Raw genomic sequence first — 11,865 nt, 5'->3', positions numbered from 1 at the left:
CGGAGGCGCGCCACGGGTCGGGCATGGCCCTCGACGAGTTCTTCTTGTTTCCCCTCGGGTTGATCGCCCTCTTGGGGGCGGTCCCCCTCGTCATCCTCTATCTGCTGCGGCCGGAACCGGTCCGGCGCACCCTCCCGACCTTCCGGTTCCTCGCGGACTCGGCGGGACGAAACGCGTCGAACCCGATCTTCGACCGCCTGCTCCGGAGCCTGCTCCTCCTCATCCAGCTGCTCGCGCTCGTCGCGCTCGTCGGCTCGCTGGCGACGCCGTACGTGATGGTTCCCGAGTCGGAGACGGTCCAAGAGACCGTCCTCGTCGTGGACACGACCGCGAGCATGGGCGTCCGCGACGGCGGCGGGACTCGATTCGACAGCGCCCTCGCGGCGGCGCGAGACGAGATCTCCGGCACGACCTCAGTCGTCGCGGCGGGGTCGAACGCGAACGTGGTGCTCCGCCGGGGGAGCGCGACCGACGCCCGCGCCGCCCTCGACGGCCTGCGCGCGAGCGCGGCACCCGGCGACCTCCGCTCCGCGATTACCGCCGCCGCCTCCATCGCCGGCGAGGACGCCCGCGTCGTCGTCCTGAGCGACTTCGCCGACGACTCGCCGTGGAGCGACGCGGTCCGCGAGGCCCGCGCCCGCGGCCTCGTGGTCGAACTCCGGCAGTTCGCGGGCGGCGGACAGGGCAACGTCGGCATCGTCGACCGGCGCTTCTCGGGCACGAACGTCACCGTGACAGTGAAGAACTACGGCGACTCGGCGGCGACTCGGACGCTCTCTCTCGCCGGCGTCACACGGGAGGTCCGGATGGACTCCGGCGACGTGACGACCGCGACGCTTCCGGTCCCCGCGGGCGGCGGACGCGCCGAACTCTCGCCGGGCGACGCCTTCCCGACCGACGACGCGCTGTACGTCGCGGCCCCCGAGGACGCCTCGGTGGACGTGCTCGTCCTCACGAACGACGAGAACCGCTACCTGACGACCGCGCTGTCGGTCATCCCCGAGGTGTCGCTGACCGTTGACAACCCGCCGACGGCGGTCTCGACGAACTACGACGTGGTCATCTACAGCAACGTCAACCCCGGTCGCCTGCTCTCGGGCAACGTCGAGGCCGGCCGCGAGGTCGTCGCCGACGGCGGCGGCGTGGCGATTCAGGCACAAGAGGAGTCGCCGAACTACGGCGACCTGCAGCTCGTCTCGCAGGCGAGCATCGAGACGAACCCGACCATCGGGACCGTCGAGAGCCACGAGATAACCCGCGACATCACCTTCCCGCCGCCGACCGAGTACGTTGCCGGCGACCTCCGGTCGGGTCAGTCGCTCGTGACCACGACCGGCGGCACCTCGCTCGTCGCCGTCGAGCGCCGCGGGGGCGGCCGCGTCCTCTACTACGGCTTCATGGAGGACAGCTCGGCGTTCAAGTACAACTACCAGTACCCCGTGTTCTGGAAGCGCTCGGTGTTCTACCTCGCCGGGCGCTCGACGCTCTCCGAGCTGAACCGGGCGACCGGCGGGTCGCTCGCGGCGGGCGCGAACCAGACCGTCGAGACGCCCGCGGGCGAGGCGACCGGCCCGGAGGTCCGCCTCGCCGACGCCGGCTTCTACCGCGTCGGCGACGAGCGGTTCGCGGCGTCGCTCCTTAGCGAGGCCGAGTCCGACGTGGTCGCCGCGCCGCTGGATGGCGAGTCGGCCCCCTCGGACTACCCGACGCGGGTCGAAGAACGGAGTGTTCCCGACCCGCTCACCGAGTGGGCCGCGTTAGTCGCGCTCGCGGCGACGATGCTCGAATTGGCCTACCTGCGCCGGCGGGGTGACCTCTGATGGCGGCGTTCGGCTCGGCGTCGGCCGCGCTGACAGCGCTCGACGCCGTCGCCGCCACGACTCCCGCCGCCGCGACGACGCCCCTCGCGTGGACGGTCGAGGCCGCCGGACGGACGCTCGGCATCCAGCGCCCCCTGTTCCTCGTCGCGCTCCCCGTGGCCGCGCTCCTCGCGTGGGCGCTCATCTTCCGCGGGGCCGACGGGACGGCCGGCGGGCGCTCCCGGCGACTCCTGTTCGCGTCCCGGTTCCTCGTCGTCGTTCTCTTGGTCGTCGCGGCTGCGGGGCCGTACACTATCACGACCCGGATGACCGACGGCGACCCGCAGGTGACGCTCCTCGTCGACGACTCCGACAGCGCGGCCGTCACCGAGGACGTGGCGTCGCAGCTCGCGGCGGACATCGAAGCGGAGGGCGTCCCCGTCACGACCTCGACGGTCGCCCGCGGCGAGGAGTCGCCCATCGGCGACGCCGTCGCGGCCAACCTCAGACCGGACGGGACGGTCGTCCTCGTCTCGGACGGGCGGGTCACCTCGGGGCGGAGTCTCGCGTCCGCGACGACGCTCGCCCGCGACCTCAACGCGACCGTGAGCGCGGTCGCGCTCGAACCGACCGAGGCCGAACACTACGTCGCCGTCAGCGGCCCGTCGAAGACCAGCGTCGGCGTCGAGAACGCGTTCCTCGCGCAGGTCGACGGGGTCGTTCCCGAGGGCGCCGAGGGCGCGACCGTCGAACTCGTCGTGGATGTCGACGGCGAGGAAGTCGCCCGCGAGGTGGTCAACACCACCGGCGGCGTCGAGTTCTCCCAGACGTTCGAGACCACCGGGACCCACCGCGTCACCGCTCGCATCGAGAGCGACGACCGCTTCCAGACGAACGACGTGTTCCGCAAGACGGTCCGCGTGGTCGAGCCGCCGCGGGTGCTGTACGTCTCCCGGGGGGACTACCCGTTCCGCGACTACCTCTCGGAGCTGTACGACGTGGAGACCGCCGAGACCGTCCCCGCGGACCTCTCGTCGTACCACGCCGTCGTCTTGCAGGACATCCGCGCCGAGGACGTTGGCAACACCGACTCGCTCCAGCGGTTCGTCATCGACGGCGGCGGTCTCCTGACCGTCGGCGGGCGCAACTCGTTCGAAAACGGCGGCTACGACGGGTCGAGCCTCGCGTCGATGCTTCCGGTCACGACCGGCGAGGGCACGTCCCAGCAGACGAACCTCGTCTTCGCCATCGACGTGTCCGGTAGCGCGGAAAGCGGCATGCGCGTCCAGAAGTCGGTCGCGCTCGACGCGCTCGACCAACTCGGCGACGAGAATCAGGTCGGCATCGTCGGCTTCAACTACCGCGCCTACGAGGTCTCGCCGCTCCGCCCGCTCGGGCCGAACCGCGAGTCGACAGCCGACCTCATCCGCCGGCTCCAGTCCGGCGGCGCGACCGACATCTCCGTCGGCCTCGAGGGCGCGGCCCAGCAACTCGGCGACAGGCGCGGGACGATTATCCTCATCAGCGACGGACACGACCGGTTCCAGGACGCCGCGAGGGTCGCGGACCAACTCGGCCGTGACGGGGTCCGCGTCATCACCATCGGGACCGGGCCGAGCCCGAACGAACAGACCCTCCGAACCATCGCGCGGGCGTCCGGGGGGAACTACCTCAGGGCCGACGAGACCGACCGACTCCGCATCCTCTTCGGCGGGTCGAACCGCCAGTACGCCGGCGACGGCCTCACGGTCGTCGACCAGAACGACTTCGTCACCGCCGGCGTCGAACTGACCGCGAACCCCGGCAGCGTCAACGACGTGTCGGTCAGGAGCGGCGCGAACTTCCTCGTCGCGGCCGACGACGGAACCCCCGCAGTCGCCTCGTGGCGCTACGGTCTCGGCCGCGTCGCCACCATCACCACGTACGCGGGCGACGGCACGCTCGACGGCCTGCTCCAGAGCCCCGACTCGCTCCTGCTCACGAAGTCCACGAACTACGTCATCGGCGACCCGGAGCGGAAGGCGACCGGCGTCGCCGAGGTGGCGGACACCCGCGTCGACCAGCCGACGACCGTCGTCTACCGCGGCGGCGAGCGCCCGCGGGGCGTCGAGGGGCTGTCCTTCTCGGCGGTCGATTCCGGGGTCTACGAGGCGACGGTCGTCCCCACGGAGACGGGCTACCGGAACGTGCTCGACACCGCCTTCGCGGTGAACTACCCCGCCGAGTACGCCGGGTTCGGTCGGTCGGCCGCGCTCGAAGCCGCCGTCTCCGACAGCGGTGGGACGATGTACGACCCCGAAGACGCGACCGAAATCGCCGCCTCCGCTCGCGACAACGCCGCTGGCGTCCAACCCGTCCGCGACGACTGGGCGGCCGCGTTCGTCGCCGCCGCGTTCCTCCTCTACCTCGCCGAGGTGCTCGTCCGGCGTCTTCAAGTGTATCGGGGTCGAACGCAAAGTGAAGGTGGTCTGATATGAGTTCCCTGGGTCGGTCCCTGAATCTCGGTCTCGTCCTCGTCGTCGTCCTCCTCACCGCCGGAACCGTCGGCGCGACGATGTTCTACCAGTACTCGGTCGATTCGCTCGACCAGCAAAACGAGCAACTGCGCGAGCGAAACGAGGCGCTGGAACAGGACCTCTCGCAAACTCGACAAAACTTGTCGGCGACGCGGGCGGAGCTACAGGAGCTGAACAGCAGTCTCGAACGCACCCGCGGCGACGTCTCGCAGGTCGCGAACAATCTCGAAGACACGGAGTCACAGCTCGAATCGACCCAAAGCGAGCTGTCGTCGACCCGGAACGAACTCCAGGAGACCGAAAGCAATCTCCGAGACGCCCGCAACCGTATCAGCGAACTCACGGCGACGCTCGACGAACTCGAAGAACAGCGCAACCGGCTCGAAAACCAGATAGACGACCTCGAAACGGATAACGAGGAACTGGAGGAGACGAACGCCGAACTGGAGACCCAGATAGAGACGCTCCAGTCCGACATCGACGACCTCGAAGACCGGGTCGACGAACTCGAAGCCGACCTCCGGCGGGCCTGTTCCGAGTTCGAAGACGGCAACGAACCGGCGGTGTGCAGCGGTGTCTGAATCACCTCCGCCCGAACCGGGCACCGACGGCAGCGGCGTTCCCGACGCTGCCGACACGTCAGACGCACCCGACACGGCCGCCGGCTCGGAATCGGGAGCGACCCGCCGGGAGGCCATGGCCGACGCCGTCAGCGAGGTCCGCCACGAGGCCGCGAAGGCCGCCATCGTCTCCAGCGTCGTCGACGCCGCGGTCGCGACGCTGTTGGCGAACATCGCGTTCCGAGTGGTCGCGTTGCCCGTCCAGTCGTCGGTGTCGCTCGGCTTCCTCCCGCGGGTCGACCCGGCCGTCTCGGTTCACGTCGCCGTCCCAATCGCCCTCGCGGTGGGCCTCCTCGTCGGTGTCGCGGAGTACCTCATCCTGATGCGGGTACCGCCGGTCGAGCAGTTCGAGGCGGTGAATCCCTCGGTCGCCGAGGCGCTCCGGACCGCCCGCGACCTCGTCGCCGACGAGGGGAACCCGAACCGCGACTCGCGCATGTCGGTCGCGCTCTACGACGACGTGCTGTCCCGCTTGCGGGAGTCGTCGTCGGTGGAGCTCCTGCCGACCCGCCGCATCGTCGGCGCGCTGCTCGTCGCCTTGCTCCTCTCGGCGGGGAGCATCCAAGTCGCCGTCTCGGACATCCAGTTCGAGGGGCTCGCCGGCGACGGCGGGCCGGCGGGCGACAGCCTCGACCAACCCGACGAGGAGACGGGGCTCCAGAACGGGAGCTCGATTCTCGGCGACCCCGAGGACGTGGACGCCGGCTCGGAGCAGTTGAACGCTACCGTCGCCGGGACCGGCGGGAGCGGCGACGGACCAGAGTCGTCGGCCGCGGCTTACGACTCGACCGGTTACGGCGGCGACAGCGCCGTCGAGAGCCAGCGCGCCGGCTACCTCGCCGACGACACGCTCGAAGAGGCCGACCTGATTCGCGACTACACCCTGAAGATACGAGAGAACGAAGATGAGTGACAAACGAGACTGGCTCGGAGACGACGGACAGCAGACCGCGGCCGAAGGCGATATCGCGGTCGAAACAGACGACGACCTCAGCATCGAGGACCTCCAGGCGAGCGTCGCGGCGGTCAAAGACGAGGTCGGAAAGCGCATCATCGGCCAGCACGACGTGGTCGAACGACTCCTCGTCTGCGTCCTCTGCGACGGCAACGCGCTGCTCGAATCGAACCCCGGACTGGGGAAGACGACGCTCGTGCGCGCCCTCTCGGACGCGACGGACCTGCAGTTCTCGCGGGTGCAGAACACGCCCGACCTGATGCCCTCGGACATCACGGGCACCGAAATCATCCGCGAGACGCCGGACGGTCGGGACTTCGTGTTCGAGCGCGGGCCAATCTTCGCCAACGTCGTCCTCGCCGACGAGATAAACCGGGCGACGCCGAAGACGCAGGCCGCGCTCCTCGAAGCCATGCAGGAAAAGCAGGTGACCGCCGCGGGCGAGACCTACGAGCTTCCGGACCCGTTCTTCGTCCTCGCGACGCAGAACCCCATCGACCAGGGCGGCACCTACCCGCTCCCCGAGGCGCAGACCGACCGCTTCCTGATGAAGATTCTCGTCGGTTACCCCGAGTTCGATGAGGAGCGGTCCATCGTCAAGCAGTACGCCGAGGGCGGCGCGTCGCCCGAAGTCGAGCGCGTCCTGCCGCGGACCCACCTGCTGGCGGCCCAACGGCTCGTGCGGCAGGTCCCCATCTCCGACGACATCCGCGACCGGACCATCGAACTGGTCCGCAAGACCCGCGAAGACGACCAGGTCGAGTTCGGCGCGAGTCCCCGCGCGAGCATGGCGCTCGTCCTCGCCGCGAAGGCGCGGGCGTTCGTCCACGGGCGCACCCACGTCTCGTGGGAGGACGTGGTCGAGATGGCCCCGCCGGTCATCAGACACCGCATCATCCTCGACTTCCGGGCGGAGCGCGAGGGGCTCGACCCCGACGACGTGATTGCGCGGCTGTTGAACGAGTGACGAACCGATGATAGACCCCGGCTTCCTCGACGAACTCGACCGCTTCGACACCTCGCTGAAGCGCGTCTCGAACGCCCGACGGCAGGGCGACCAAGAGTCGCCGGACGTGGGCGAGGGGCTCACCTTCAGCGACCACCGGCGGTACGCCGCCGGCGACGACCCGCGGCTCATCGACTGGAAGGTGTACGCCCGGACCGAAGAGCTGTTCATCAAGCGGTTCGAGGCCGAGCGGAACCTGACGGTCCACGTCCTCCTCGACGCCTCGGCCTCGATGGACTTCGGTGAGGGCGACACGAACAAGTTCGAGTACGGCGCGAAGCTCGGCCTCGGCTTTTGCCACCTCACCGCCGAGGAGAACAACGACTTCCGCTTTTCGCTCCTCGGCGACCTGCCCGACCGCATCGACACCGACGCGTCGAGCCGCGGCGAGGTGCTTCGGCTCGTCGAGCGTCTCAACGAGACGACGCCCGGCGGCGACGGCGACATCACGGCCGCGCTCTCGACCTACGCCGAGACCATCCGCTCGCGGTCGCTCGTGGTGGTCGTGAGCGACCTGCTTTTCGACCCCGACGACGTCGCTTCCGGCCTCGCCGCGCTCGCGCGAAACGACGTGCTCGTCGCGCAGGTGCTCACCCCCGAGGAACTCGGCCCGGAGGCGACGGGCGACGCCATCTTCGAGGACCCCGAGTCCGAGGCGACCCGCCGGACCTACTTCGGCGGGTCGGCGGCGCGGCAGTACACGGACCGACTCCAATCGCATCTCGCGGCGGTGGACGAGCGGTGTCAGGCGCTCGGCATCGAGCGCGAACTCGTCGACACCGGTGCGGACTTCTTCGACACGTTCGCCGACCTCTGGCTCGGCGCGCGCCTCGGCGGGGAACGTCGCGGCCGCGGCTAATCCGACTCCGGGACCAACATCGCCGCGGACCGCGGGCTTTTCACGAATCACCCCCCATTGGCCGGTGTGACGGAGACACAGGAGCGCCGCGTGGTCGGCCTCGTCGCGGGCTCGCACGTCGTCAACCACGCCTACCTCGTCGCGCTCGCGCCCGTCATCGGCCTCGTCGCCGACGACTTCGGCGTGAGTATCGCCGCCGTCGGCCTCGCCATCGGCGTTCAGGGCGGGGTCGTGACGCTCCTGCAACTCCCCTTCGGCTACCTCTCGGACGCGCGGAGTCGGACGCTCGTCCTCGCTGTCTCGCTCGTCGTCGGCGCGGTGGGAATCGTCGCGACCGCGCTCGCGCCCTCGTACCGGTGGCTCCTCGCCTCGCAGGCGCTCCTCGGCGTCGGCATCGCGGGCCACCACCCCGCGCACTACCCGCTTTTGGCGACCGCCTCCTCGGAGACGAACCGCGGGCGGGCGTACTCGCTGCACGCCCTCGGCGGGTCGCTCGGCTTCGCCGTCTCGTACGCCATCGCGGCCGGCGTCGGCGCGCTCGGGCTCGGCTGGCGCTGGACCGTCGCGGCCATCGCCGTCTTCGGCGCGGCGTTCGCGCTCGTCGCGCTCCCAGTCGCCCGCGGCTTCCCCGAGCGAATCAAGAAGCCGGCGGCGGAGGACCGCCCGTCGTCTCGCCCCACGCTCGCGGGCGTTCGGCGGGGCGCGTCGGCACTCCTCTCGTCGGCGGGGCTGATGGGCCTCGCGCTCCTCTCGTTTCTCACCTCGGCGGCCGCGTGGTGCATCCGGACGTACTCGCCGCAACTGCTCACCGCCGGCTACGACCTCGCGCCGGGGACGGCGAACCTCCTCGTCTCGGGGATGCTCGTCGTCGGCGCGGGGACGATTCTCGTCGGCGGCGCGCTCACCGACCGCGTCGGCCCCGGAACCGTCGCCCTCGGCGGCTACGCCGCGCTTGCCGGACTGGCGGCGCTCTTGGCCAGCGGGTCGCTCCCGCTCGCGCTCGTCGTGTTGATTCTCCCCTTCAGCGGGACCATCAGCGTCTCCCGGCCGGCGCGGTCGACCCTCGCGGACCGCCTCTCGGAGCGCGCCGACCTCGGCAAGAACTTCGCCGTCGTCACCATCGGCATCTCGCTCGGCGGGGCCGTCGCGCCCCCGGCGTTCGGGGCGCTCATCGACCTCGCCGGCGTGCGCGTCACCTTCGGCGTCGTGGCGGTCCTCGGCCTGCTCTCGTTCGGGCTGACCCGGTGGCTCCTCGGCCGGGTCGACGGGTCGGCGCGGCGGCCGCAGGCGGCCCCGAGCGACTGACGGCGGCGCGTTCGCTCGCGGCGGTCACTCCGGTGCTTCGTGCTCAGTACTCGTCCCCTCGACCCACGAGCACCCCGAGCGCGATGCCGACGACCGCGCCGAACCCGGCACCGAACGGCCCCAGAAACGCGAACCCCGCGCCGCCGAAGGCGAGCGCCGGAACGAACACTGCAATCGGCGAGACAGTAGCGGACATATCCGCGATTCCGTCTCCGCGGCGATAGTTCTATTGACACTTCGGCGTCGACGGAGCTTGGGGGTGCCGTCGGTTCCCTTCTCCGGCCACGTTCATGATGCCAAGAATCCATAACTAAGCCGCTGTCTGCCGTCTCTCCGAGCGGTGGTAGAAATGGCTGCAACATCCGAGAAAGAACAACAGCACCGAGCGTCGTTCCTGCACGTGGCGGACGAACTGTGGAACAAACGCGACTACGAGGTCATCAGAGAGGAGTACGACCCGCTGGTCGAGGTCCACGCCTTCTCTGACCCCGACGGCATCATCGGGACCGACGCGGTCGAGGAGTGGGCGCGGCGGTACCACGACGCCTTCTCCGACTTCCACGTGGAACTGTTCGACGTGGCGGCGCGAGACGACAGCGTGTACGCACGGTATCACCTGACCGGCACCCACGACGGGACGCTCCGAAGCGCCCGCGGCGACATCCCCGCGACCCACCGCAAGATGGACACGTGGGGTATGGTACAGGCGCGCTACGAGGGCGGACTGTGCGTCGAAGAGTGGAACAGCACCGACATCATGACCATGCTGTCGCAACTCGGCGTCGCTCCCGAGTGAGCCGACCGAGTCGCGAAAAACGACCGTTTTTGGACGCCTATCCGGACCACTCGCCGCGAACGTCGTCGGCGACCGCGTCGCGCCACATGCCGAACCCCTGTTGACAGATGGGGCTCTCTTCGAGGTGGTCCATGAACCCCTCTCCTTCGCTCTCCAGTTCGTCGAGACAGAACGGACACCGAGTCGGGTCGTCCCACGTGTGCGCGATGACCGAGGGTTGTACTTCCTGAGACATACACACCAATATGCGATAATACTTGATAAAAATTTGCACGTGGGCTGTATATGGTCTACTTCGTCTACTTGGAACCATATTTTGTACTTGATTCTAAACTGGGTTCTCCGGTTCCGTCCCCGTGTTATTCCGGCTCGTTCACGCGGTTTCGACCCCGAATCGTAACCCTATACACGACTCGGACCTCGGTGTTATCCGTGAACTACATCTCGTGGGCGGTCGTCGCGCTCGGGGCCTACTCCCTCGTCGCGCCGCTGATGAAAGTGGCGACGACGGGACAGGGGAAGATTCCGAGCGACGTGGCCGCGCTGGTCGCCAACACCGTGCTCGTCGTGGGAACCGTCGGGGTCATCGTCGTCTCCGGGCAGAGCGTCACGGACTCGGTCGTGAGTTCGAAACTCCCCTACGTCCTCGCCGCCGGTGCCTGTCTCGCGGTCGGCATCCTCTCGTACTACCGGGCGCTCGCGCTCGGCCCCGTCTCCATCGTCGCCCCCATCTTCGGGATGTTCCTCGCGATTTCGTCGGTCGTCGGCATCGTCGCGCTCGGCGAGCCGCTGACGGTTCGTAAGGCGGCCGGTATCGCCTTCGCCGTCCTCGCAATCGCCCTCGTCTCCATCGACTGAGGGGCGTCACGGAGCCGATGAAGGCGACGCGGAACTGCCGCGGGCCAACCGCTTTTGATGCTCGCGAGCCAACGCGCTGACATGGTACTCCTGGAATCCGACTCCGAACTCGAACGCGGCGACGCCGCACCCGACTTCGAACTCCCCGGCACCGACGGCGAGACGTACTCCCTCTCGTCGTTCGCCGACTACGACGCGCTCCTCGTCGTCTTCACCTGTAACCACTGTCCGTACGCGAAGGCGAAGTTCGAGGAACTGAACCACCTCGCGAGCGCCGACGACGACCTCGCGGTCGTCGGCATCAACCCGAACGACGCCGAGGACCGCCCCGAAGACTCCTTCGAGAAGATGCAGGAACTCGTCGAGGACGGCACGATTGGGTACACCGCCTACCTCCGCGACGAGTCGCAGGTGGTCGCCGCCGAGTACGGCGCGGTCTGCACGCCCGACCCGTTCCTCTTCGAGAACACCGGCGACGGCTTCGAACTCGCGTTCCACTCCCGCATCGACGACGCGATGAGTCCCGACGACGAGGTGACCGACTACGAGATGCGCACGGCCGTCGAGGCGCTCCTCGCCGGCGACGACATCCCCGTCGAGGAGTCCCCCTCGCAGGGCTGTTCCATCAAGTGGAAAGACCAGTAAAATAGCGCACTCGGAACCGGTTCGAACGACTGGCGGACGGCCCTACTCGTCGCCGAGGAGGGCTTCCCGGGCGTTCTCCACCGCGGCTTCTTTCTTCGCCGGGTAGGCCTCGACTTTCGCGCGGAGGGTGAGCCCGCCGCCGCGGCGGGCCTCGCCCTTGAACGCGGCCTGTTTGTCCAACCGCAGGAAGAACTCCGTGTTGTCCGTGACGCGCTGGTCGAGTTCGTCGAGGAGCGTCTCGAAGTCGGGGAGGTCGCGAATCTTGGCGAGGACGTGCCGCACGTCGTTGGCGCGCTCGACGCGCGCGGAGAAGACGATGATGCGGTCGCCGTGGTGGCCGGTGCTCTCGACGCGGTCGACATCGAACTCGTCGGGGAGGAACGTCCGCAGCGCCTCCTCGACCCGTTTTTCGTCTTCCGTCTCGTAACAGAACGTTCGGAGGTCGATGTAGTGGAACGGAACGCGTGGCATAGTGGGTCTAAGAGGCGTCGGTCGGTGTCGGTCGC

13 protein-coding genes are annotated in these 11,865 nt (G+C 69.0%); 10 read left to right on the top strand and 3 right to left on the bottom strand.

All coding sequences use genetic code 11. The features are described 5' to 3' along the window. Positions 1-23 precede the first annotated feature (23 nt). The 7 genes from BN984_RS12815 (at position 24) to BN984_RS12785 (ending at position 9,060) form a co-directional block, all read left to right on the top strand. Entirely contained in the window at positions 24-1,820 is a 1,797-nt protein-coding gene (locus BN984_RS12815) for a vWA domain-containing protein (protein ID WP_049968383.1), read from the top strand. Next, a complete protein-coding gene (locus tag BN984_RS12810) occupies positions 1,820-4,276 on the top strand; it encodes a VWA domain-containing protein (protein ID WP_081909199.1) in 2,457 nt (818 codons plus the stop codon). The genes BN984_RS12815 and BN984_RS12810 overlap by 1 nt, the downstream gene beginning before the upstream one ends. Beyond that, complete coding sequence (locus tag BN984_RS12805) at positions 4,273-4,896, top strand: hypothetical protein (RefSeq protein ID WP_008092984.1); 624 nt, start codon at positions 4,273-4,275, stop codon at positions 4,894-4,896. Before BN984_RS12810 ends, BN984_RS12805 begins: the two co-directional genes overlap by 4 nt. Beyond that, complete coding sequence (locus tag BN984_RS12800) at positions 4,889-5,848, top strand: DUF7502 family protein (protein ID WP_081909198.1); 960 nt, start codon at positions 4,889-4,891, stop codon at positions 5,846-5,848. Before BN984_RS12805 ends, BN984_RS12800 begins: the two co-directional genes overlap by 8 nt. Then, on the top strand, positions 5,841-6,857 hold the full coding sequence (locus tag BN984_RS12795) for an AAA family ATPase (RefSeq protein WP_049968382.1): 1,017 nt from the start codon (positions 5,841-5,843) through the stop codon (positions 6,855-6,857). The genes BN984_RS12800 and BN984_RS12795 overlap by 8 nt, the downstream gene beginning before the upstream one ends. Before the next feature lie 7 nt (positions 6,858-6,864). Beyond that, positions 6,865-7,755, top strand: a complete 891-nt coding sequence (locus BN984_RS12790) for a DUF58 domain-containing protein (protein ID WP_008092978.1) — start codon at positions 6,865-6,867, stop codon at positions 7,753-7,755. A 66-nt stretch (positions 7,756-7,821) separates the two neighbouring features. Next, positions 7,822-9,060 carry an MFS transporter gene (locus BN984_RS12785; RefSeq protein ID WP_049968381.1) on the top strand — a complete coding sequence of 413 codons (1,239 nt, stop codon included), beginning with the start codon at positions 7,822-7,824 and terminating at the stop codon, positions 9,058-9,060. Positions 9,061-9,103: 43 nt separating this feature from the next. Here BN984_RS12785 and BN984_RS19785 read toward each other — a convergent pair whose 3' ends face one another. Further along, positions 9,104-9,256 carry a hypothetical protein gene (locus tag BN984_RS19785; protein ID WP_162832765.1) on the bottom strand — a complete coding sequence of 51 codons (153 nt, stop codon included), beginning with the start codon at positions 9,254-9,256 and terminating at the stop codon, positions 9,104-9,106. 153 nt (positions 9,257-9,409) lie between these two features. Between BN984_RS19785 and BN984_RS12780 the strand changes: the two genes are divergently transcribed. Then, a complete protein-coding gene (locus BN984_RS12780; protein WP_049968380.1) occupies positions 9,410-9,856 on the top strand; it encodes an ester cyclase in 447 nt (148 codons plus the stop codon). A 37-nt stretch (positions 9,857-9,893) separates the two neighbouring features. Here BN984_RS12780 and BN984_RS12775 read toward each other — a convergent pair whose 3' ends face one another. Further along, complete coding sequence (locus BN984_RS12775) at positions 9,894-10,091, bottom strand: DUF7501 family protein (RefSeq protein ID WP_004063678.1); 198 nt, start codon at positions 10,089-10,091, stop codon at positions 9,894-9,896. A 197-nt stretch (positions 10,092-10,288) separates the two neighbouring features. Here BN984_RS12775 and BN984_RS12770 point away from each other — a divergent pair, with 197 nt between their 5' ends. Next, positions 10,289-10,714, top strand: coding sequence for an EamA family transporter (locus tag BN984_RS12770; RefSeq protein WP_008092972.1), 426 nt, complete (start codon positions 10,289-10,291; stop codon positions 10,712-10,714). A gap of 81 nt (positions 10,715-10,795) precedes the next feature. After that, positions 10,796-11,359, top strand: coding sequence for a thioredoxin family protein (locus BN984_RS12765; protein WP_008092970.1), 564 nt, complete (start codon positions 10,796-10,798; stop codon positions 11,357-11,359). 42 nt (positions 11,360-11,401) lie between these two features. On the opposite strand, the gene BN984_RS12760 is transcribed toward BN984_RS12765, so the two are convergent. Beyond that, positions 11,402-11,830, bottom strand: coding sequence for an RNA-binding protein (locus BN984_RS12760; RefSeq protein ID WP_004977322.1), 429 nt, complete (start codon positions 11,828-11,830; stop codon positions 11,402-11,404). Positions 11,831-11,865: the final 35 nt, after the last annotated feature.

Origin of the sequence: Haloferax prahovense, from assembly GCF_000723845.1 — an archaeon.
GTDB classification, from domain to species: domain Archaea; phylum Halobacteriota; class Halobacteria; order Halobacteriales; family Haloferacaceae; genus Haloferax; species Haloferax prahovense.
Note: the sequence above shows the minus strand (reverse complement) of the source record. Positions and strands in the feature narration are given on the sequence as shown.